The organism is Streptococcus sp. UMB1203, assembly GCF_030217725.1.
GTDB lineage: Bacteria > Bacillota > Bacilli > Lactobacillales > Streptococcaceae > Streptococcus.
In genome coordinates, this window is the sequence record NZ_JASOOK010000014.1 from 1 (window position 1) to 24,359 (window position 24,359).

18 protein-coding genes and 1 pseudogene are annotated in these 24,359 nt (G+C 41.9%); 2 read left to right on the forward strand and 17 right to left on the reverse strand.

The genetic code is table 11. The features are described from left to right. Positions 1-72: 72 nt before the first annotated feature. The 6 genes from QP439_RS04980 to QP439_RS05005 form a co-directional block, all read right to left on the reverse strand. Positions 73-747: a LiaF transmembrane domain-containing protein gene (locus QP439_RS04980; RefSeq protein WP_285388164.1), complete on the reverse strand. Its 675-nt coding sequence runs from the start codon at positions 745-747 to the stop codon at positions 73-75. Between the two features lie 4 nt (positions 748-751). Beyond that, positions 752-1,198 (reverse strand): LytTR family DNA-binding domain-containing protein, encoded by a 447-nt coding sequence (locus tag QP439_RS04985; protein WP_000776605.1) that lies wholly within the window; start codon positions 1,196-1,198, stop codon positions 752-754. A 113-nt stretch (positions 1,199-1,311) separates the two neighbouring features. Further along, positions 1,312-1,815 (reverse strand): phosphatase PAP2 family protein, encoded by a 504-nt coding sequence (locus QP439_RS04990; RefSeq protein WP_285388168.1) that lies wholly within the window; start codon positions 1,813-1,815, stop codon positions 1,312-1,314. Positions 1,816-1,910: 95 nt separating this feature from the next. Then, a complete protein-coding gene (locus QP439_RS04995) occupies positions 1,911-3,671 on the reverse strand; it encodes an ABC transporter ATP-binding protein (protein WP_285388171.1) in 1,761 nt (586 codons plus the stop codon). After that, a complete protein-coding gene (locus QP439_RS05000) occupies positions 3,661-5,430 on the reverse strand; it encodes an ABC transporter ATP-binding protein (protein ID WP_285388173.1) in 1,770 nt (589 codons plus the stop codon). The genes QP439_RS04995 and QP439_RS05000 overlap by 11 nt, the downstream gene beginning before the upstream one ends. Continuing rightward, entirely contained in the window at positions 5,414-5,875 is a 462-nt protein-coding gene (locus QP439_RS05005) for a MarR family winged helix-turn-helix transcriptional regulator (protein WP_285388175.1), read from the reverse strand. Before QP439_RS05005 ends, QP439_RS05000 begins: the two co-directional genes overlap by 17 nt. A 213-nt stretch (positions 5,876-6,088) precedes the next feature. Between QP439_RS05005 and QP439_RS05010 the strand changes: the two are divergent. Further along, a pseudogene (locus QP439_RS05010) lies at positions 6,089-6,734 on the forward strand (DUF4190 domain-containing protein). A 49-nt stretch (positions 6,735-6,783) separates the two neighbouring features. Here QP439_RS05010 and QP439_RS05015 read toward each other — a convergent pair. The 11 genes from QP439_RS05015 to rpoB all read right to left on the reverse strand — a co-directional run bounded on the left by QP439_RS05015 (position 6,784) and on the right by rpoB (position 22,372). Next, a complete protein-coding gene (locus QP439_RS05015; protein ID WP_000532882.1) occupies positions 6,784-7,500 on the reverse strand; it encodes a YebC/PmpR family DNA-binding transcriptional regulator in 717 nt (238 codons plus the stop codon). Between the two features lie 96 nt (positions 7,501-7,596). Beyond that, the gene (locus tag QP439_RS05020; protein ID WP_285388179.1) at positions 7,597-8,967 is read right to left on the reverse strand and encodes an MATE family efflux transporter; all 1,371 of its coding nucleotides are present in this window, start codon (positions 8,965-8,967) and stop codon (positions 7,597-7,599) included. Positions 8,968-9,081: 114 nt separating this feature from the next. Beyond that, positions 9,082-10,248, reverse strand: a complete 1,167-nt coding sequence (gene recA / locus QP439_RS05025) for a recombinase RecA (protein WP_001085453.1) — start codon at positions 10,246-10,248, stop codon at positions 9,082-9,084. A gap of 54 nt (positions 10,249-10,302) precedes the next feature. Beyond that, a complete protein-coding gene (locus QP439_RS05030) occupies positions 10,303-11,559 on the reverse strand; it encodes a competence/damage-inducible protein A (RefSeq protein WP_261080556.1) in 1,257 nt (418 codons plus the stop codon). A gap of 88 nt (positions 11,560-11,647) precedes the next feature. Continuing rightward, positions 11,648-12,700, reverse strand: coding sequence for a glycopolymer--peptidoglycan transferase LytR (lytR, locus tag QP439_RS05035; protein ID WP_261445959.1), 1,053 nt, complete (start codon positions 12,698-12,700; stop codon positions 11,648-11,650). Between the two features lie 7 nt (positions 12,701-12,707). Then, the gene (locus tag QP439_RS05040; protein WP_285388187.1) at positions 12,708-13,226 is read right to left on the reverse strand and encodes a GNAT family N-acetyltransferase; all 519 of its coding nucleotides are present in this window, start codon (positions 13,224-13,226) and stop codon (positions 12,708-12,710) included. Next, entirely contained in the window at positions 13,216-13,659 is a 444-nt protein-coding gene (gene tsaE, locus QP439_RS05045; RefSeq protein ID WP_049550561.1) for a tRNA (adenosine(37)-N6)-threonylcarbamoyltransferase complex ATPase subunit type 1 TsaE, read from the reverse strand. The genes QP439_RS05040 and tsaE overlap by 11 nt, the downstream gene beginning before the upstream one ends. Before the next feature lie 96 nt (positions 13,660-13,755). Continuing rightward, positions 13,756-14,388, reverse strand: a complete 633-nt coding sequence (locus QP439_RS05050; RefSeq protein ID WP_239668513.1) for a competence protein — start codon at positions 14,386-14,388, stop codon at positions 13,756-13,758. Positions 14,389-14,518: 130 nt separating this feature from the next. Further along, positions 14,519-14,941: a nucleoside-diphosphate kinase gene (ndk, locus tag QP439_RS05055; RefSeq protein ID WP_049550563.1), complete on the reverse strand. Its 423-nt coding sequence runs from the start codon at positions 14,939-14,941 to the stop codon at positions 14,519-14,521. 109 nt (positions 14,942-15,050) lie between these two features. After that, a complete protein-coding gene (rpoC, locus tag QP439_RS05060) occupies positions 15,051-18,728 on the reverse strand; it encodes a DNA-directed RNA polymerase subunit beta' (protein ID WP_049550564.1) in 3,678 nt (1,225 codons plus the stop codon). 32 nt (positions 18,729-18,760) lie between these two features. Continuing rightward, positions 18,761-22,372: a DNA-directed RNA polymerase subunit beta gene (gene rpoB / locus QP439_RS05065; protein WP_125410865.1), complete on the reverse strand. Its 3,612-nt coding sequence runs from the start codon at positions 22,370-22,372 to the stop codon at positions 18,761-18,763. Positions 22,373-22,856: 484 nt separating this feature from the next. Here rpoB and QP439_RS05070 point away from each other — a divergent pair, with 484 nt between their 5' ends. Beyond that, complete coding sequence (locus QP439_RS05070) at positions 22,857-24,335, forward strand: AcpB/EbpR/MafR family transcriptional regulator (protein ID WP_285388226.1); 1,479 nt, start codon at positions 22,857-22,859, stop codon at positions 24,333-24,335. Positions 24,336-24,359: the final 24 nt, after the last annotated feature.

Consider the following 24,359-nt stretch of genomic DNA (forward strand, 5'->3'; position numbering starts at 1 on the left):
TTTCCACTGGTTTTTACGATTTTTATCAGACTAACTTCCACTTGGATTAACGGTGGAAGTTAGTTTGGGAATTTAGCTAACGTAGACAACCCCCAACTTTCCAAAAGCCACATCTCCACGGATAATCAAAGTTTTACTGGTTGGAGCTAGAGAAGTATCTGCCTTGGCTACACCACAGAAAGTTTCCACCTTCAAATCCACTCGCCAATGTTGGGGAACATAGATAACTGCATTGCCAAAACCAACTTCTACTTTCAGGGTTGCAATATCTCCTAAAATCTCTGCATTGTCATAATATATCTTAGCATTGCCAAAACCAACTTCTACTTGGTCTTCTACCAATTCTTGGTTTTGCTTGTAGAAAGTCCCAGTCCCAAAAGCGACCTCCTTATCTGTCAGAATGGTCTTTTTACCATCATACCACCATTTTTTCCCATTCCAAGTTCTGTTAGAATGAGTAAGTGCGTTGACACCCAGTACGATTAAAATACTAGCCCAGAATAGTGACTGATTTGGAATCGGTAAAATATTATAAAAGTGGTTAGCAATCATTAAGGCTACTAGAGCTGTAAAAGAGGCTGAAGTTAAGTGGCGACGCAACAAAGCTCCGACTGATTGGTAGGCAAAAAAAGCAATACCAATCAAGGGCCAAATTTGCCCCCCCAGAGAAGGGATTCCAAAATTCCCCTGCAATAATACTAAAGCCGCCAAAACAAGCAATACAATACCAAATGCTTTCTTTTTCATCTTATTACCTCATGTTTCTTAGATTTTCTTTTAGGAGGGATTGGTAATGCCGTGAGACATGAACCTCCTTGTGGGTCTGATAAAAGGAAATGGTCCCCGTTCCTGAAAAGGACTTATCCACCGAATAGATTTGCCGAATATTAGCAATAGTTGACTTGGATACCCGACTGAAATAGCGAGGAAGGATAGCTTCTAACTCATAGAGTTTAAGCCGAACTTCGTAGGCATCTTTCTGGGTATGGGCATAAATCTTGCTACCCTCCGTCTCAAAGAAGAGAATTTCCGACAAATCCAGATAATATTCACCCGTTCCCTTGTAAAAAATCAACCGAGGAGACTTGGACTCTTGCAAGAGACGCTGTAAATCCGCAATCTCATCTGTCAAAGCCGCTGCCTTGATGACAATTTCAGTTTCCTCTAAATTGCTGTCAATTTCGATTCGTAACTTCATTCCATCTCCTTTCTGACTCTACTATATCAAAGCTAAAATAAGAAAACAAGAGCAAAAAAGCAAGTGGTTACTTTAGGCACGTAAGTGGTTGTAGGACCATCCTAACTTAAAGATCAAAATAGAAAGAAAAGCACACCCCACACAAGAGCACAAATATAGCCAACCACTACATCCTTGGGAAAATGCACTCCACCTAAGACTCTCACTAGACCGAGGAGAGCTGAAAAGACCAACAAGATAACCCCTACAGCTAGACTAGCATGTAAGCAAGCCGTGGAGATAATGGTTGCTGAAAAGACATGACGACTGGGCATAGACTGACCAGGACTATCTCTGTCTAGTAGAGGTACAATTTCCCAAACTTCATAAGGCCTAGGAGCATTGATTTTCTTACGGAGAAGGGATAAAATCACAAAACCTGACGCTGGAATAAACAGGTAGATCCAGACCTGTTTCCCAAGTCCTTCTTGGAAATAGGTGGCGACTAACAAGGTCAAATAAACTATAGGCATAACTACCGTCATGAACCGATTGAAAGTTCTTAACAAGCTCAGATGGAACGGCTTATTTTTAATCTTACCAGCAATGTGGTCATACCATTCTTGATAATTTTTCATATATTTTCTCATCACTTACTCAAATTTTGCTTACAGGGAAGCACTTGTCTTCTAGTATAGTGCAGAAAAAGAAGGCCGTCAAGCCTTCTTTGGGTTTATTCCTCTGCTTCGTCTTCTGTAAATTGACTGTTATAGAGATCAGCGTAGAAACCTCCTTGTGCCATTAGCTCATCATGATTGCCTTGCTCGATGATATTGCCATCTTTCATGACAAGAATCAAGTCAGCATTTCGGATAGTTGACAAGCGGTGGGCGATGACAAAGGAAGTTCTTCCCTCCATCAATCGGTCCATGGCTTTCTGAATCAATTCCTCAGTACGAGTATCAACCGAAGAGGTCGCCTCATCCAGAATTAGAAGTGGCGCATCTTTCAGCAAAGCACGAGCAATGGTCAAGAGTTGTTTTTGTCCGACAGACAAGGTCACTGTATCATCCAAAACGGTATCGTAACCATCTGGTAGGGTCATAATAAAGTGGTGAATCCCTACAGCCTTGCTGGCTTCAATCATGCGCTCATCACTAATACCTGTTTGGTTATAGATAAGATTGTCGCGAATGGTTCCTTCAAAGAGCCAGGTATCCTGCAAGACCATTGAAAAGGCATCGTGTACTTCCGAACGCTTCATCTCCTTGGTATCCACGCCATCAATGCGGATACTTCCCTTATCAATCTCATAGAACTTCATCAAAAGATTGACAATGGTTGTCTTCCCAGCTCCTGTCGGCCCTACAATAGCAACCTTTTGACCTGCATGAGCTGTCGCAGAAAAGTCATGTATAATGGTTCGCTCTGGTGTGTAACCAAAGGAAACTCGATCAAAGACCACTTGACCTTTCATGTCGCTCAATTGTCTTTCTTTATGGAATTCATCTTCCATTTCCTTTTCAGCTAGGAATTCGAAGACACGGCCCATGGCTGCACTAGCCTGCTGCAAACTAGTAATCCCTTGGGCAATTTGTGAAAGAGGCTGAGAAAAGATACGAACGTAGGCCATAAAGGCAACGATAATCCCAATACTAATCTGCCCATTCAAGGACAAGGCTGCACCAACGATAATCACCAAGGCATAGCTAAAGTTCCCAATAAACATCATAATCGGCATCATAATCCCTGAAATAAATTGAGATTTCCAGATACTATCATACAGACGATGGTTTAATGTCGCAAATTCTTCTTTCGTACTCTCGATAGCATTATAACTGGTCACCACATTATGGCCAGAGTACATTTCCTCCACATAGCCGTTGACAGCTGCTAGGTCTTGTTGCTGACTCTTAAAGAAACCCTGTGATTTGCCCATAAAGACAGACACGAAAGCAAAACCGATAAGAGTTGACACAACCGTCACCAAGGCTAAAATCCAGTTCATCCCAAACATGGTTACCAAGACTGCTAAGACCAGCAAACTAGATGAAAGAACTGTTCCCAGACTTTGATTGAGAGACTGGGCTGCAGTGTCAACGTCATTGGTTACACGAGACAAAGTATCCCCCTGAGAGTGTCCATCAAAATATCCCAATGGTAGGCTATTGATTTTCTCTGCAATCGCTCTTCTCAAACGCTCTGAAAAACGTTGAATGGCTGTTGTAAATAGAAAGGCCTGCAAATAATTTGATAGAAGTCCAATCACATAGATGACAGCCAAAAAACCACCAATGGCTGCAACCGCCGTGACATCCACACTTGTTTCTAGGCCACTTGCAATGATATTGGTCATTTCCTTGATACGGGTTGGACCATATACAGTAATGATGTTGGATAAGATTGTTGCTAAAAAAGCGATTAGAAGGGCAAACTGGAGACCTGCAAGGTAGGGTTTACTCTGTTTCCAGAGCGACAGTTTTTTATTTTCCATGTTCCAATTCCTCCTTCGATAATTGTGAATAGGCAATTTCTTGGTAAACTTCGTTGGTAGCTAGAAGTTCCTTGTGGGTGCCTTGTCCCACGACTTTTCCTTGATCCAAGACCAAAATCAAATCTGCATCCATAATGGTTGAAATACGCTGTGCGACGATGAGTTTGGTCATAAATTTTGTTTTCTCTGCTAGCTCTTGGCGTAGGACACGGTCTGTCTTGTAATCCAAGGCTGAGAAGGAGTCATCAAAGATGAGGATTTCTGGCTTCCGAGCCAAGGCACGCGCAATGGCCAAACGTTGTCTTTGTCCACCTGAGAAGTTGGTTCCTCCTTGGGCTACTTCTGACGCCAAGCCCGCTTCCTTGTCTTCGATAAAGTTCTTAGACTGGGCCAATTCTAAGGCCTGCCACATAGCCTCCTCATTAAGCGGTGTTTCTTGACTGTGTCCAAAGTCTAGATTACCCTTGACATCACCTGAAAAGAGAACCGCTTTCTGAGGAATATAACCAACCTTGTTGCGCAAATCTTCCAAACTGTAATCTTGAACATTAACTCCGTCCACTAGGATTTCTCCTGCTGATACGTCATAGAAACGTGGAATCAGATTGACCAAAGTTGACTTACCAGAACCAGTTGAGCCGATAAAAGCAACTGTTTGGCCCGCTTCTGCTCTAAAGCTAACATGCTCGATAACTGCCTCCGAATTTGCCGCATAGCGGAAGGTCACATCCTTAAACTCGACCTGACCTTTTAGGTTTTCATCAGCCAACTGCACTTTAGAAGGATTTTGGATAGAAGAATGCAAATCTAAAACCTGATTAATTCGCTTGGCAGAGACCATAGTTCGAGGAAGAACGATGAAGAGCGCTCCCATGAGAAGGAATCCCATGACCACCTGCATAGCATAAGACATGAGAACAACCATGTCACTAAAGAGAGGCAACCGCGCCGTCGGAGCAGCGTCATTGATCACATAGGCTCCAATCCAGTAAATCGCCACACTCAAACCACTTGAAATCCCCATCATAATGGGATTCAAAATAGCCATAAGACGGTTAACAAACAAATTCAAACGGGTCAATTCATCATTTGCTGCTGCAAATTTTTCATCTTGGTACTTTTCGGCATTGTAGGCACGAACGACACGAATACCTGTTAAACTTTCACGAGTGATACTGTTCAGTTTATCAGTCAAACTTTGAATCAAGGACTGTTTTGGAAAGGCTAGCGTCATCAAAACTGTTGTCATCAAAACATTGACAATCACTGCCACAAGTACCGCCCAGAGCCAGTATTCTGAATGGCCTAAAATCTTCCCGATGGCCCAGATAGCCATAATCGGACCACGCGTAACCACTTGCAAGCCCATGGTAATCAACATCTGAACTTGAGTAATATCATTAGTGGTACGAGTTAGGAGGCTTGGAATAGAGAATTTCTTAATCTCTGTCTGCGAGTAATCCAAAACTCGGTTAAAAATGTCACTTCTTAACCTACTAGTATAGGAAGCCGCCACTCTGGATGCAAAAAATCCAACTGCGACTGCGGACAAGAAGGCAAAAAAAGACATTCCGACCATCATACCTGCTGGTTGCCATAACTCATCCAAGTTGGTTCCTTGACTTCCTAGCAAATCCGTAATTTTCGAGATATAGGTCGGAACTTCCAACTCTAGGTAGACTGAAAAGCAGGTAAAGAGAATGGCTAGAAAAATCATCCCCCATTCTTTTCTACTAATTCGTTTAGCTAATTTCTTCATTATCTCCTCCTATTCTCTTGATATTTTCCTGTAGTTGATTGAGGACTTTCTCAAAAATCAGTAATTCATCTTCATCAATGTCTTCCATCAACTGCTTGTCTATTCGTTCAAAAAAGGCCTTAACCTGCTTCATTTGAGAACGTGCTTTGTCCGTCAAACGAACAAATTTTGCCCGCTTATCGCTAGGACTCGCCTCCAATTCCACCAAACCATTTTGCACCATACGCTTGACCAAATTACTAGCAACAGACTTGGTAATATTGAGTTCCTGCTCGATATCTTTAATCAAGACCAAGTCTTGGTTTTTCTCACGATTATCCAAAAAACGCAGAACCTGCCCTTGAGGCCCACCCATAAATTCAATACCACAACGTTTGGCTTCCTTTTGCACCATCAGGTGAATCTGATGACCAAAACGCTTAAAGACTAACATCGGTTTATCCATACTAACTCCTTTCTAACTATCACATTTAGTTCTCCTAGGAACTAAATAAGTTTCCATGAGAACTATTTTACCACTTTAAAAAGAGATGTCAAGAAAAAGTTTTCATGAGAACTATCTTAGTTTAAATTGACATTAGGCAAGATTTTTTATATAATAAGCGCTCACTACTGTGGGTAGAAATCCATTCACTTAATGAGGAGAGAAAACTTTCAAATGAAACCAGAAGAACAAAGAGTTTTAGGAATCTTAGCAACTATTTTTGGAGCCATCGCACTTTTAGGATCCTGGATCCCGTTTATTAACTATCCATCGTTGTTCATCGGCATCGTCGCATTTATCTTGGGGATTATCGGCCTTATCGTCAACCTCAAAAAACGGAAAACAATGGCTATTATCGGAACATCCCTGGCAGTTGCCTCTGTTGTACTTTTCTTTACGAGTCAGGCACTATACGCTGATGTCTACAAAGAGTATGCCAAGGAGTTTAACCGTTCCTACATGGATACGAGTGCCTCAATGGAACGCGAAGAAAAAAGCGGCTTGACAGACGATACCTTCTCCTGGACCCAAGAACAGTTCGACGCCTTAACCGAAGGTGACCTTGACAACAAAGGAAAAGGTGGTACCACCTACGAGGATATTATCAACAAACACGGAAAGCCAGATTCCGAGTTTGACTTCACTCTTGGGGGTTACAATACGAAAAAAATCACCTATATCTCTATTGGAGACAAGGTCAAGACTGTTACCTTAACTTTTGCAAAACAGGACAATGGAGAGCTCTTGCTCGTACAAAAACATCAGTCGGTCTAGGTCTAGAAAAAGCAATCAACAAAACGATTCTGAAACCAGATTCTAAGTTCAAATATCAAAAAAACGAACAGCTAGTATAACTGTTCGTTTTTCTATTAGAATCCATCTACGTTTGTGTAGATCTTTTGTACGTCTTCGTCGTCCTCAAGAACGCTGTAAAGTTTTTCAAAGGTTTCAAGGTCATCGCCTGACAATTCCACTTCTGACTGAGGAATCATTTCCAATTCAGTCACTTGGAATTCTTCGATACCAGACTCACGGAGGGCAACGATAGCCTTGTGAAGGTCAGTTGGCGCTGTGTAAACTGTGATTGTTCCTTCTTCTGCTTCTACATCATCCACATCTACATCTGCTTCTAGCAATTGCTCAAAGACCGCGTCCGCATCTTCACCTGCAAATACGATCACACCCTTGTTGTCAAAGAGGTAAGAAACAGAACCTGAAGCACCCATGTTTCCGCCGTTTTTACCAAAGGCTGCACGGACATTGGCCGCTGTACGGTTGACATTTGAAGTCAAAGTATCAACAATCAGCATAGAACCATTTGGTCCAAAACCTTCGTAACGTCCTTCTGTAAAGGTTTCGTCTGTGTTTCCTTTAGCCTTGTCCAAAGCCTTATCGATAACGTGTTTTGGCACTTGGGCTTGTTTAGCACGGTCGATAACGAATTTCAAGGCTGAGTTTGATTCTGGATCTGGATCACCTTTTTTAGCTGCTACATAGATTTCTACACCAAATTTTGCATATACTTTAGAGTTAGCTCCATCTTTAGCCGTTTTCTTGGCTACGATATTGGCCCATTTACGTCCCATTAGGAATCTCCTTTTTTCACATTTTAATCTTTCTTATTATAACACAAGTTTTTTCGATTTTCACTAGAGGAAATGGATTTTATTCAGTAAATACAACTAGGATAGCACTTTAGTTGCTAAAATTTCCTTGCCTTCTTTTATCAAGGGGTGACGAAACAGTGAGAAATACAGTTGAATGGTCATGGCAACCCAGATAAGGGGTTCGCAAAGGATAACTCCCTTATATCCTGCCCAAGGAATAATCAAGACCACAAAAGCGATTTTTCCGATTAGTTCTATAAAGCTAGAAACCAGAGGAAGGACTTTTTGCCCCAAGCCCTGCAAGCAATTACGATAAATCAGTAAGAGACTCAAAATAGGATAAAAGGCTGAACTGATTTGCAGATAGAGACTTCCATTTTCTACCAAGTAGCTATCCGTCGAACTAGCCAAGAAGGAAACCAAGGCTGGACTGGCAAAAAAGAGGAAGACACAAACAAAAATTGCCCAGGACATACTTAAACGACTGCCGATTCGAATACCTTGAACAATGCGGTCTGGGCGCTTAGCTCCTAGATTCTGAGAAGCAAAGATCGTCATTGATGCAGAAATAGCGGTCATAGGAAGAAGGGCGAAGGCCATAATGCGTCGAGCCGCCGTCTGGGCGCTAATAATTACTGCACCAAAGGTATTAACTGAAGACTGTAAAATCACACTGCCGATGGACACAATTGAACTCATCAAACCCATAGCCAAACCTTGCTCCAAGAGATCCGCGTACAAGGCCTTGTCCCATTTAAAATGTTTCAGCTGAGGTAGAAGTTCTGGAACACTCTTGCGAATATAGTAAAAACAGAGAACCGCTGATAAGCCTTGCGAAATAATGGTAGCAAGTCCCGCAGATTGAACTCCCAGTTGCAGTTGCGTAATAAAATAGAGATCCAGAACCACATTAACCAAGGCAGAGAAAATCAGAAATCCAAGCGCTGCTAGACTGTCCCCAATGGACCGCAACAAACCTGCAAAAAGATTATAGGCAAAGCTGACACCTACACAGGTCACAATCATAGAAATATATTGATAGGACTGAGAAAGAATTTCAGCAGGGGTATCTAGGTACTGTAAAAGAGGATACAAACCAAGAAATCCCAGCAACATAACCACAATACTCAAAAGAGCGCCTAAAATCCAGGTAGCTGCTACCGCTTCTTTAATTTTAGTGAAATTCCGAGCCCCATAATAGCGAGCAATGACAATCCCCATCCCATTGCCAACACCAAGAGTAAAACCTACAATCAGGTCAAAAATGGCCGTTGTAGCCCCTACTGCCGCCAAGGATTCTTGACCAAGAAAACGCCCAACAATCAAGACATCAGCAGTATTATAGAGCTGTTGAAAAATATTGGACAGCAAGATTGGGAAGGCAAAACTCAAGAGAGAAGGAAGAATCGGACCATGAATCAGGTCCACTGTTCGTTTTTTATTCATAAGGCTATTATATCAGCTTTCGAAAGGAGCGACAAGAAACAGCAAACTATGCGTGAGCTAAAAACCAGAGCAAAGCAACGAAAAAGCAGTGGATTTCTCCACTACTTTGACAGCTTATTCTTCAATTTCGATTTCAAGTTCATCGCCTAGATCAAGTGTGACTTCTTCATTCACAGAGTCTGCTTGAACTGCTTCATCTTTTTTAGTCTCAACACCTTCTACAGAAGCTTCTTCTCCATCAACCAAACCAAATTGAACACGGACTTGATGGTCAATCTCATCAAAGACTTCTGGGTGATCTGCCAAGTATTTCTTAGCATTTTCAGAACCTTGCCCGATTTTCTCATCCTTGTAAGAGTACCAAGCTCCTGCTTTTTTGATGATATCCAAATCGCTTGCGATTTTCAAAAGCTCACCAGTCTTAGAAATCCCTTCTCCGTACATGATTTCAACAAAGGCTTCCTTAAATGGTGGAGCCACCTTGTTTTTCACGACCTTTATCTTAGTTTCCTTACCGACATTGGTATCTTTTTGGTCACCAGTTCCCTTGATTTGTGTGCTTCCGCGAACATCCAAACGGACTGATGCGTAGAATTTCAGAGCACGTCCACCAGGAGTTGTTTCTGGATTTCCAAACATGACCCCAACTTTTTCACGCAATTGGTTGATAAAGATGGCAATTGTTTTGGTTTTATTGATAGAAGCACCAAGTTTACGCATGGCCTGGCTCATCATACGAGCCTGCAAACCAACGTGGCTATCTCCGATATCTCCATCAATTTCCGCACGAGGTACAAGGGCAGCAACTGAGTCGACCACGACAAGATCTACAGCACCTGAATCAATCAACTTCCCTGCAATTTCAAGACCTTGCTCTCCTGAGTCTGGTTGTGACAAGAGCAATTCGTCAATATTGACACCAAGGGCCGCAGCATAAGCTGGATCGAGGGCATGTTCCGCATCGATAAAGGCTGCAATCCCACCTTCTTTTTGCGCTTGCGCAACTGCATGAAGGGCAACCGTTGTCTTACCAGATGATTCTGGTCCATAGATTTCGATGATACGTCCTTTAGGATAACCACCTGAACCGAGGGCAATGTCAAGAGCCAAAGAACCTGAGCTCATCACTTGCACCTTTTGCTCGGCACGTTCACCCAAACGCATGATTGATCCTTTACCAAAGTCTTTCTCAATCAGTTTAAGAGCGTCATTCAAGGCTTTTTCACGTTCAGCCCCGAATTTTTTTGAAATTTCATCTAATTTTTTTGGTTTTTTCGCCATTCTATTCTCCTACATTCTAATGGTCCTCAGACCTATCTACTATTATATCAAAAGTTAGTCACTTAATAAAGCCTTGCGAACTAGGTTAAAGGCATGCATAACCGCAATGTGACGTACATCTGCTCGACTTCTACCTCCAATATTGACCTTGATGACTTCAGTTCCTTGCTCTTGAGCCAAGCCTATAAAGACTGTCCCAGCTGGATGTCCTTCTAGGCTATCTGGTCCTGCCACTCCAGTCAAACCAAGGCCAAAATCAGACTGAGTCTTGATTCGTGCCTGCTCAGCCATCTTCTGAGCTGTAAATTCAGACACCACACCCTGTTCTTCCAAGTCCTTGACAGGAATATCCAACATCTTTGATTTTTCCTCCAGGCTATAGGTCACGAAACCACCCTTAAATATACTTGAAGCTCCTGAAAAATCCACCACAGTAGCTTGGAAAAGCCCTGCAGTCAAACTCTCTGCAGCCGTGATAGTTTTCCCTTGTTTTTTCAGTTCTTCTACCACAATGCTGGCCAAGCTAGCCTCCTCTCCATAACCATAACAGAGGTCTCGTAAAGAAATTCCTTCGAAAGTCTGGCGGTCCAAGATTTGATTTTCCAAGATATCCAGCGCTTGATTCGCCTCTTCTTGATCACTAGCTTTTGTTGACAGACGCAGAGTGACTTCTCCTGTCTTGGCATAAGGTGCTAAGGTCGGATCTGTCTGATTAGCAATCAAATCAGCCAAAATGGTCACCAACTGACTTTCGCCAATTCCAAAGAAACGAAGAATTCGGGAATATAGCTTGCTCCCTGTCATCAACTTGGGTAGAAGTTGGTTTAAGACCATAGGTTTTAATTCACTTGGCGGACCTGGAAGGACGACATAGGTCACTCCTTCTACTTCTAAGATTCCTCCAACCGCCAGTCCTGTTTCGTTGGGCAGTGGAGTCGCTCCTTCTACAAGTTGAGCTTGTCTTTCATTATTCGGTGTTCGAGCATAGTCTGGTCTCTGGGCAAAAAAGACGTCCAACTTCGCCTGCGCCTGAGGATCGAAGACTAATTCTTTCCCTAAGAATTTAGCTAGAGTTTGTTTGGTTAAATCGTCCTCTGTCGGTCCCAAACCACCTGTCAAAATCACCAAACTGCTACGTTGACTGGCAATCTCAAGCAAAGACAAGAGACGAGCTTCATTGTCTCCTACAGCCGTCTGAAAATATACGTCTACTCCAATTTCTGCTAGTTTTTCTGATAAAAATTGAGCATTGGTATTAACAATCTGTCCTGTTAAAATTTCTGTTCCGACAGCAATGATTTCTGCTTTCATGTTTCCTCCTACCTATCTATTCGTATTTTTTTGAAAAAATCGCAGGAAATTTCCCACGATTGATTTTTTATTTGTATCAAAAAACAAACTATTCTACTTCATTTGTTACAAAGACGCCTTGTTGTTGATTATCCCCATTATCAACAGGCACCCGTCCAAACAAATCTTCAAATAAGACAACATTTGTTTCAAGCTGAGTGACTTCTTCTTGTCCCAAAGAACGTCGCAATATATTCTGCATTTCCAACATATGCTCTCTAGAAACAATCTGGTAAGAAATACCTTGCAACATCTCTCCCTCACCCTTCAACTGTTGTGATTCAATGGTTTTAAATGAATCTTTATAACCCAACAAGTTCGGAATACTTTTCGCAGATAGATCAATATTAGTCTGCATATTGGTACTTAGGGCTTTTAAGATAGATTGATAGTGACTAACACTATTCAAGCTAAGAACTTTTTCAACAACCTTTTGAATGACTTCACGCTGACGCTTCTGACGTCCGTAGTCCCCTTCTGGGTCCTGGTAGCGCATGCGAGAATAAACAAGAGCTTCATCTCCATTTAGAGTTTGTTGCCCAACACCAATAGAAATGGTATTAAATTCCTCTTGGTCACTAATAGAAATCGGGAATCCTAGAGTGTTATTAACGGTAATTCCACCAACTGCATCAACTAATTGTTGCAATCCGTGCATATTGACCATAATATAGCGATCAATATGAATATTCATCATCTTCTGAATAGTTGAAATAGCCAACTCTGCACCACCACCAGCATAGGCAGCGTTTAACTTCGCTTCTTCAATACTACCATCTTTATGTTGAATTTTCGTCAGGATATCACGTTCCAAACTCAACATCATGGTTTTTTTCGTATGCGGATTAACCGTTAAGAGAATCATAGAGTCACTATTCCCCTCCCAAGGGTCCGTTCGTTCCACGTTTCCAGTATCAACCCCCATCAAAAGAATCGTTAAGGGTTCAGTCGCCTCAATAACATTGGTTTCTTCCCCAATTTTTTTATAGGTCCGTGATAAGGTTTCTGTACCTTGCTGATAAATAGTATAAGCAAAAACACCCACACCCAAAACTGTCACGGCTAGAAAAGCTAGCACCATTCCAATAATTTTTTTAACCATATTTCTATTAATCTATTAGTCTACCCATCAGGTAAACATCTATAAATTCCCCTTCTTCTATGTATGCACCGCGCTCTTGTCTACCTTCAATTACAAAGCCATGCTTTTGATATAAATGAACTGCAGCCTGATTACGAGTTTGGACAGTGAGTTGAAGTCGACGAAGAATGCCACTAGTCTGTGCCCATTCTACGACTTCTTCAAGTAACAAACTTCCCAGTCCATTATTCCAATACTTCTTACCAATCACAATGAAGAGATCTCCAATATGACGAACTCTCTTGCGTTGATCAGCTGTGATATTCACAAGACCAGCAATTTCATCATTCAGCAAGGCAAGTAAAGTGATTTGATTTTCCGAGTGAGCCTGTTTATCCAAAAACGACTCCATCTCAGTATCAGTCATCAAAATACCATCCCTGTCCAGACTGGTAAAATCTGTTTCTACACTGACACGATTTAAAAATGATACTAATTCAGCCGCATCTTCAACTTCTGCTTCCCTAATGAGCAATTCATACTCCATGTTGAAGCACCTTTAAGAGTTTTTCTGCACGCAAACCCTTGGCTTTGAAGTTTAATCTGCGACCGTCTTCTTCTTTTAGAATTTCCAATTCTAAATAGGTATCTGGTAAGGCATCATCTAAAAGATGTCCCCACTCGATGACAGTCACGCCGCCACCAAAGAGAAACTCATCTAAATCGATAGAATCAGCATCCCCCTCTATACGATAAACATCTAAATGATAAAGAGGAAGACGACCTTCATACTCTCTCACAATAGTATAGGTTGGACTCTTAATCATCTGAGTAATCTGTAAACCTTTAGCAAGACCTTTTGTAAAGGTCGTTTTGCCTGCTCCAAGTTCACCAGTTAGAATTAAGACATCATTCTTTTCTAATAAACAGCCCAAACGTTCACCTAAAGACTGTAACTCTTCTTCGTTTTTAGTGTACATGTTTCTATTATACCAAAAAGTTGTCCTTTGTCGAGATATTATCTATAAAATTCCATATTATAAATTGTAAAACTTGGACCTTCACTTCTTTTATATTTAAAATAGAAACAGCAAGAAGACAACTAACAAGATATCCCTCATCAGGTGGCTATAAAATGAAACTTCCCAGCGAATAACTTTTGGTACTAACAGTCCCAGAAACAGCATTCCCAAGGCAATATAAAAGGTCATGGATAATAGCATCCAAGGATTCCTGAGAAAGATTAAAATAGCTAATCCACTAATAAAACACATTTCCTTCTTACCCAAAATCTTTTTCAATCCATTTACATACTTCTGAATCGGTAAAAAGACTAGCAAATCAATACCAAATAAGAAAAAGAAACTCGGTAGAAAGGATTCCACAAACCCTTCTACGGATGTATTTCCTGTAAGGATATGTTCTATAGCAATTAAGGCTAAACCCAAAATATTTACTAAGAGCAGTAAGCTATACAAGAATTGTTGCTTATCTTCTTTAAAAAACGAATAATGTTGATTTCCTTGCCCTCTATAATAGTTTAGCCCTGCACCAATACTGGCAAGAAGCAACATGCCAACTAAATAATAGAAGCAGTTTTGATTTAACACCAAGGACCAAGTCGATAAACTTAAACAAGAACAGCTACTGATACCAAAAATCGTAAACAATAACAAAACTCGAATTTGCTTTTTCATTTTTTCCATCATTCTTCCTCCCTTACTTGCTCTTATTATAGGCTAGAAATCCTCACCATTGCTAGAATATTTCTCAACTGTCAGTTTTCTACTCTAAAATGCAAAAAAGTTTGATGCAGGTAACCCTTACATCAAACTTTTACTATTTTTCTTCAAACCAAAGAGCAATTTCTCGCTTAGCTGACTCTTCTGAATCTGAACCATGTACAACATTTTGAATAGCTTGGTTTTCACCAGCCGCTTTTGCAAAATCACCTCGAATCGTTCCTGGTAAAGCTTCTTCTGGACGAGTTGCTCCCATCATGGTCCGCCAAGTTTCGATTACTTTAGGACCAGAAATGATGCCTACAAGGATTGGTCCTGAAGTCATAAATTCACGAATCGGTGGGTAAAAGCTTTGACCAACCAAGTCCTGATAGTGCTGATCAATCAACTCTTCTGAAACCTTTGTACGCAACTCCAATTTTTCGATTGTAAATCCACGTTGTTCAATGCGTTTCAACACCTCACCCACTAGCCCTCTTTTTACACCGTCTGGTTTAATAATAAAAAATGTTTGTTCCATACCCGTCTCCTTTGTCAGCTTCTTTCTTTTATTTTACCATATTTCATGGAAAAAATGGAGAAAGTTTTCAGAAAAGAGAAAGAGAACCCGAAGGCTCTCTCATCTGCTTTTATTCTACTGTTTCTTCCACAGTTTCAACGGCAGTATCCACAACTACTTCTGTTGTTTCTTCATTTCCTTCTTCCTCTACTGGAGGATTAAGATATTCTTCTTCGTTGATAGCATGTGGTTCAAGGTTACGGTAACGAGCCATACCAGTACCTGCTGGGATGATCTTACCGATGATAACATTTTCTTTAAGTCCAAGGAGATGGTCTTTCTTACCGCGGATAGCCGCATCTGTAAGGACACGAGTTGTTTCCTGGAAGGAAGCCGCTGACAAGAAACTATTTGTTTCAAGTGAGGCTTTGGTAATTCCCATAAGGACTGGACGACCTGTCGCTGGAACTCCACCTGCGATAAGGACATCTTTGTTAGCATCTGTAAAGTCATTGATATCCATGAGAGTACCCATGAGAAGATCTGTGTCACCTGGATCCATAACACGCACTTTACGGATCATTTGACGTACCATTACCTCGATGTGTTTGTCACCGATTTCTACCCCTTGGCTACGGTAAACTTTTTGTACTTCACCAAGAAGGTACGTTTCAACTGACAAGACATCACGAACTGCAAGGAGACGTTTTGGTTGGATAGAACCTTCTGTAAGAGCAGCACCACGCGCTACTTGGTCCCCAACTTCGACACGCATACGAGCTGTAAATGGTACGACGTATTCACCTTCGCCAGTTTCGCCCTTAACAAAGACTTTCTTAGTACGAGTTGAGGCATCTTCTTCGATAGCAGTAACTTGTCCTTTAACCTCTGTGATAACCGCTTCCCCTTTAGGATTGCGGGCTTCAAAGATTTCTTGGACACGAGGAAGACCCTGAGTGATATCGGTATTTGAGGCAACCCCACCCGTGTGGAAGGTACGCATTGTAAGCTGTGTACCAGGTTCCCCGATAGATTGGGCAGCGATTGTACCAACTGCTTCACCAACTTCAACCGCATCACCAGTCGCCAAGTTGATACCATAACAGTGACGGCAGACACCGTGACGAGTGTTACATGTAAATACAGAGCGGATAGTCACTTCTTCCACACCAGCATTAACAATTTCACGCGCCTTGTCTTCTGTAATCAATTCATTTGGACCAATGATAACTGCACCAGTTTCTGGATGTTTAACAGTTTTCTTAGTGTAGCGACCATTGAGACGCTCTTCGAGAGACTCAATCATCTCTTTTCCTTCTGCGATAGAGCGGATCAAGAGACCACGGTCTGTTCCACAGTCGTCCTCACGAATGATAACGTCTTGGGCAACGTCAACCAAACGACGAGTCAAGTAACCTGAGTCAGCTGTCTTAAGGGCCGTATCGGTCATACCTTTACGCGCACCGTGAGTTGAGAAGAACATTTCCAATACCGACAAACCTTCGCGGAAGTTTGAAAGGATTGGCAATTCCATGATACGTCCGTTCGGAGCCGCCATCAGACCACGCATACCGGCAAGCTGTGAGAAGTTTGAGATGTTACCACGGGCTCCAGAGTCCATCATCATAACGATTGGGTTCTTAGGATCTTGGTTGGCAATCAAACGTTTCTCTAGTTTTTCACGGGCAGCACGCCATTCAGCTGTAACAGCATTGTAACGCTCGTCGTCTGTGATCATACCACGACGGAATTGTTTTGTGATTTGTTCTACACGTTTGTGTGATTCTTCAATGATTTCAGCCTTGTCATCAACGACTGGGATATCGGCAATACCCACTGTCAATCCTGCAAGAGTTGAGTGGTGGTAACCGAGGTTCTTCATGCGGTCAAGTAGGGCAGAAGTTTCTGTCGTACGGAAACGTTTGAAGATTTCAGCGATGATATTTCCAAGGTTTTTCTTCTTGAATGGAGGGTTGAGTTCAAGTTTGCTGATCGCTTCCTTGATGTCTCCACCAAGTGGCAAGAAGTATTTAGAAGGAACGCCTTCTGTCAAGTTGGCATTGTTTGGTTCTTGCAAGTATGGTAGACCCTCTGGCATGATGTCGTTGAAGAGGATTTTACCAACTGTTGTAAGCAAGACCTTATGTTTTTGCTCTTCTGTCCATGGTTTGTTAAGACTGTCTGTTGCGATACCAACACGTGAGTGGAGGTGAACATAACCATTACGGTAAGCCATAACCGCTTCGTCACGGTCTTTGAAGACCATTCCTTCACCTTCACGACCAGCTTCTTCCATAGTCAAGTAGTAGTTACCCAAAACCATGTCCTGAGATGGAGTAACAACTGGTTTACCATCTTTCGGGTTCAAGATATGCTCAGCAGCCAGCATCAAGATACGAGCTTCTGCTTGGGCTTCTTCTGAAAGCGGTACGTGGATGGCCATTTGGTCCCCGTCAAAGTCGGCATTGTAGGCCTCACAGACAAGTGGGTGTAAGCGAAGGGCCTTACCATCAATCAAGACTGGCTCGAAGGCTTGGATACCCAAACGGTGAAGGGTCGGTGCGCGGTTCAAAAGCACTGGGTGTTCTTTGATTACTTCTTCAAGAATATCCCAGATACGCTCATCTCCGCGTTCTACCAAGCGTTTAGCTGCTTTGACGTTTTGTACGATATCACGGGCAACAATTTCACGCATCACGAATGGTTTAAAGAGCTCGATCGCCATTTCACGTGGCACACCACATTGGTACATCTTAAGAGTTGGACCAACAGCGATAACGGAACGTCCTGAGAAGTCAACACGTTTACCGAGCAAGTTTTGACGGAAGCGTCCTTGTTTACCTTTAAGCATGTGACTCAATGATTTAAGCGGACGGCTACCTGGCCCTGTGATTGGACGACCACGACGTCCATTGTCAATCAAAGCGTCAACTGCTTCTTGAAGCATACGCTTCTCATTTTGAACGATAATACCTGGTGCATTCAACTCAAGCAAACGAGCCAAACGGTTGTTACGGTTGATAACACGGCGGTAGAGGTCATTCAAGTCAGATGAGGCAAAACGGCCACCATCCAACTGCAACATTGGACGAAGATCTGGTGGAATAACCGGAAGGATGTTAAGAATCATCCATTCAGGTTTGTTTCCAGACTTGTAAAAGGCATCCAAAACATCCAAACGACGGATGGCTTTGACACGTTTTTGTCCAGTCGCTGTTTTCAACTCTTCTTTGAGTTCAGCAATTTCTTTTTCAAGATCTACTTGTTTCAATAAGTCTTGGATGGCTTCGGCACCCATTTTGGCAACGAATGATCCATAACCATACTCACGCAATCGCTCACGGTATTCGCGCTCTGTCATGATAGACTTGTGCTCAAGTGGTGTATCCTTAGGATCAATCACCACATAAGCCGCAAAGTAAATAACTTCCTCGAGGGCACGAGGGCTCATATCAAGGGTCAAGCCCATACGGCTTGGAATTCCCTTGAAGTACCAGATATGAGATACAGGAGCTTTCAACTCGATGTGCCCCATGCGCTCACGACGAACTTTCGTACGCGTTACTTCAACCCCACAGCGGTCACAAACAATTCCTCTGTAACGAATGCGTTTGTACTTCCCACAAGCACATTCCCAGTCTTTTGTAGGACCAAAGATAACTTCATCAAAGAGTCCCTCACGTTCTGGTTTCAAGGTACGGTAATTGATTGTTTCAGGTTTTTTGACTTCTCCATAAGACCATGAACGGACTTTACTTGGAGAAGCTAGGGTGATTTGCATACTTTTAAAACGATTTACATCAACCACTATTTCTTCCCTTTCTATTCTAAGTGAACTGCTTATTCTTGTTCAGCAGCTTCTTCTGTTGCTTCCGCTTTCGTTGCTTTCTCAGCTTCTTCAGCTTCAAAGGCTGCTTTAGCCTCTTGTGCTGCTTTTTCGCGGGCTTTTTCAAGGTCATCTACGTGGATGACATCTTCGTCCATTCCTTCATCCAAGTCACGAAGTTCCACTTCTTGGTCATCTTCGTCAAGGACACGCATGTCAAGACCAAGAGATTGCAATTCTTTGACAAGAACTCGGAAGGATTCTGGAACACCTGGTTTTGGAATTGGTTTTCCTTTTGTAATAGCTTCATAAGCTTTCAAACGTCCGTTAATATCGTCAGACTTGTAAGTCAAGATTTCTTGAAGGACATTTGAGGCACCGTAGGCTTCAAGAGCCCAAACCTCCATCTCACCGAAACGTTGTCCACCAAACTGAGCTTTACCTCCGAGTGGTTGTTGGGTAACGGTTGAGTAAGGTCCGACTGAACGCGCGTGCAATTTATCATCAACCATGTGGTGGAGTTTGATCATGTACATGACTCCGACAGAAACACGGTTATCAAATGGTTCACCCGTACGTCCATCGTAAAGGATCGTTTTGGCATCGCTATCCATACCAGCTTCTTTAACAGTTGACCAAAGGTCTTCAGAACTTGCTCCGTCAAAGACTGGTGTTGCGATGTGGATACCAAGAGTACGAGCCGCCATACCAAGGTGGAGCTCCATAACCTGACCGATATTCATACGTGATGGCACCCCAAGTGGGTTCAACATGATGTCGACTGGAGTTCCGTCTGGAAGGTAAGGCATGTCTTCTACAGGAACGATACGAGAGACAACCCCTTTGTTTCCGTGACGTCCGGCCATCTTATCTCCGACCTTAATCTTACGTTTTTGAGCGATGTAGACGCGAACCAGCATATTAACACCTGATTGCAATTCATCTCCATTTGCACGTGTAAAGATCTTAACATCACGAACGACACCATCGGCACCGTGTGGTACACGAAGAGAAGTATCACGCACTTCACGAGATTTATCTCCGAAGATAGCGTGCAAGAGACGTTCTTCAGCTGAAAGGTCTTTCTCACCCTTAGGTGTTACTTTACCTACAAGGATATCGCCTTCTTTAACCTCAGCACCGATACGGATAATACCCATTTCGTCAAGGTCTTTAAGGGCATCTTCACCAACGTTTGGAATTTCGCGAGTGATTTCTTCAGGCCCAAGCTTTGTATCGCGCGTTTCTGATTCGTATTCTTCAAGGTGGACAGATGTATAGACATCGTCTTTAACCAAGCGTTCGCTCATGATAACGGCATCCTCGAAGTTGTAACCTTCCCAAGTCATGTAAGCAACGATTGGGTTTTGTCCAAGCGCCATTTCTCCATTTTCCATAGAAGGTCCGTCAGCTATGAAATCGCCTTTTTCAACGACATCCCCAACTTTAACAAGCGTACGTTGGTTGTAGGCAGTACCTGAGTTTGAACGACGGAATTTTTGGATGTGGTAAACGTCCAATGAACCATCTTCACGACGAACTTCTACCTTGTCAGCATCTGCATAAGTAACTTTACCGTCATACTGAGCAATCACAGCAGCTCCTGAATCGTGGGCTGCTTGGTATTCCATACCAGTACCAACGTAAGGTGCTTTAGGATTAATCAATGGCACAGCCTGACGTTGCATGTTGGCTCCCATGAGGGCACGGTTGGAGTCATCGTTTTCCAAGAAAGGAATACATGCTGTCGCAACGGCAACTACCTGTTTTGGTGATACGTCCATGTAGTCAACAACATTAGCTGGATACTCTTGGTTGACCCCTTGGTGACGTCCCATGACAACTTTCTCAGCAAATGTTCCATCTTCATTCAGACGAGAATTAGCCTGTGCTACAGTAAATTCATCTTCTTCATCAGCTGTCAACCAAACGATTTCATTTGTGACAACACCTGTTTCACGGTCAACCTTACGGTATGGTGTTTGAACAAAACCATATTTGTTCAAGTGTCCGTAAGATGACAAGTTGTTAATCAAACCGATGTTAGGTCCTTCAGGTGTCTCGATTGGACACATACGACCGTAGTGAGTGTAGTGCACGTCACGGACTTCATATCCAGCGCGGTCACGTGTCAAACCACCAGGCCCTAAGGCTGACAAACGGCGTTTGTGAGACAACTCAGAAAGCGGGTTGTGTTGGTCCATGAACTGTGACAACTGTGATGAACCAAAGAATTCTTTAACTGCAGCTGTTACAGGACGGATGTTGATGATTTGTTGTGGTGTCAAGACTTCATTGTCCTGAACAGACATACGTTCGCGGACATTACGTTCCATACGAGAAAGTCCAAGACGTACTTGGTTGGCAAGCAATTCACCAACCGCACGGATACGACGGTTTCCAAGATGGTCGATATCATCTACACGACCAAGTCCTTCAGCCAAGTTGAGGAAGTAGCTCATCTCAGCAAGGATATCTGCAGGAGTGACGATACGGACCTTGTCATCTGGATTGGCATTACCAATGATAGTGACAACACGGTCTGGGTCAGTTGGGGCAACAACCTTGAATTTTTGAAGAACAACTGGCTCAGTCACAACCGCTGCATCATTTGGAATGTAGACAATCTTGTTCAAATCGCCATCCAAATGGCTTTCAATGCTTTCAATCACGCTACGAGTCATGATTGTTCCAGCTTCTACCAAGATTTCTCCTGTTTCAGGGTCTACCAATGGCTCAGCAATAGTTTGGTTAAGTAAACGTGTTTTAACATTGAGTTTTTTATTGATTTTGTAACGACCGACAGCTGCCAAGTCATAACGACGTGGGTCAAAGAAACGAGCTACAAGCAAGCTACGTGAGCTTTCAGCAGTCTTAGGCTCACCTGGACGAAGACGTTCGTAAATTTCTTTCAAGGCTTCGTCGGTACGAGAGTCCATTGGATTCTTGTGGATATCTTTTTCAACAGTGTTGCGAACCAATTCGCTGTCACCAAAGATATCAAAGATTTCATCATCACCTGAGAAACCAAGAGCACGAACCAAGGTTGTAAATGGAATCTTACGAGTACGGTCGATACGAGTGTAGGCGATATCTTTTGAGTCGCTTTCAAGTTCCAACCAAGCTCCACGGTTAGGGATAACAGTTGAACCGTATCCCACTTTACCGTTTTTATCAACTTTATCGTTAAAGTAAACACCTGGTGAGCGGACCAACTGAGATACGATGATACGTTCACCACCATTGATGATGAAAGTACCCATTTCTGTCATGATTGGGAAATCACCAAAGAAAACTTCTTGGGTCTTGATTTCGCCTGTTTCTTTATTAATCAAGCGGAAGGTTACAAAAATTGGTGCTGAGTAACTAGCATCGTGGATACGAGCCTCTTCTAGCGTGTATTTGGGTTCCTTGATTTCATATCCAACAAATTCCAACTCCATTGTGTCTGTGAAGTTTGAAATTGGCAATACATCTTCAAATACTTCCTTAAGACCGTGGTCTAGGAAAGCTTTGAATGAGTCAGTTTGAATTTCAATCAAATTTGGTAAGTCAAGAACTTCTTTGATTCTTGAAAAACTACGACGGGTACGATGTTTCCCGTATTGAACGTCATGTCCTGCCAAGATGATTCTCCTTTGTAAATAAGTTCCAAGCCTTGTCAATCAGGCTTTTCTAATCGTCATATGGTTTTAAAAACCCCTATCACCGTGTCCTCTTGATAAATTTTCAGAATCTTTAAGTCTTTGTTACAAGTACTCAAAATCCTGAAAAAAAGCACAAAAAGAGCAGCTAAATCTGACTTTTTCAGAAGATTTAACTGCTGTGAGCCTTGTCTGGACAATATTTCAGACAAAACCTACGACAAATGATTACTTACATTATACCCTATTTAGCTAGATTTTTCAAGGGGATTAACGATTTTTTGACAAAATCTTTTCCTATAAAAAATTAAATTCAACTTTCACTTTCCAAACTTCATTTTTAGTTTAATTACTCAATACAAAATATAGTAAATTACGATTTTCTTATTTTATCTTAGGCTGTTTTTCTTGACTTTACTAGGTTTTTATTTTAATATATATGTATAAATATATAGGGAGATTTATGATGAATATCTTGCTTTCTAAGACTGAACAAGATTTGCTATTCTTACTAGAAGAATTAACCAAACACCATGATTGGATAGAAATTCCAGACTTGGCTAAGAAGATGAATTTTTCAATAGAAGAATTGCAAGAACACCTTTTTAAGCTTGAACAATTATTTCCAAACCTCCTGCTTCAATCAAGCAAAAAAGGCATTCAATTGCAGTTTGACTTCCAAAACACCTTAGATCCCAGGATTGCGATTCTTAAACAATCTGAAACCTATTCTTTTTTGAACCAGTTATTTTTCAAAGAGGGGCAATCGCTTGAGCAAATATGTCAAGAACTTGTGATGAGTTGCGAACGAGTTCAGGAAATCATCCAACATCTAAATACTAAACTTCCACAACATTATGGCATCAGTATCCAACTTTCCCCTTTAGTCATGGAGGGAGAAGAAGAGGGCATTCGTGCCTTTTATCTAGACTACTTTAGCCAAAGTTACGACTTTCTTGATTGGCCCTTCCCTTCTATTTCTGAAGAATCACTCACTCACTTGATTCAGCTATTTTTGGACGCCCAACAAGTTTCACCCAACCTCAGCGGTCTACGGCAAATCAAATGTACCCTGGCTATCAATCTAGAGCGTTTTAACAAGAATCATTTCATTGAAAATCCTAGTCCGCTCTTAACCAGTCATTACAGCTCCCTCATGCAGATTCCCCAGTTTGAACAAGATATCAAAAAGCTAGCTAAAAAGCTCCATTTTGAAGCTACAAAGGAAACACTAGAACAGCTATTTTCAAACCCAGTAAAGTCTCCTCAAATCACAAACAATCCTAACAATGGAGCACTGGGTAATATTCATCATATCCAAAAATCTTACCGTTTATTGAGCCAAATCCTAGAAGAACTAGCTAAAGAATTTCACCTACAGATTGAAAATCGCGAGGAATTGATTTGGCTCCTCCACTACACTGCCCAATCTGATTTCTTTCATTTACTCAGTAACCAGTCTCTCGACAGACAGAAATCCCAAATTTTAAGCAGTTATCAAGTAGAATTTCCAAAACTATTTGAAGTAAGTCAACACAAATTCCAATCTTACCTTACTGAAATGGGGCTAGAAAATCACCCAAGTAAGCTACAAGAACTTGTCTACACCTTTTCTATCCAAGGGCAACGAATTTTAGTCCAATTACTTCAAAAACTTCCCAAAATACGTGTTTTAGTCATTAGTCATTTGGATAGTCATCACGCACAAAACCTTATCGACACCCTTGCTCACTACGGCAATAATCTCTATCTCTTTGATTCTTGGGAAGAATCTACGATTTCTTTCTCAATTCTCAATCAAATTCCTCACGATATTATTATCACTACCTTTCCTGTCACCAACTCTCCTAAACCACTTATCTACAATCGTAACTTCTCTACTTCAGAATTATTTCATCACCTTCACCTTCTTGATTCTCAAATTCATAAAGAAAGACTGGCTTAATCGTAACAAAATTTGTTGCGATTT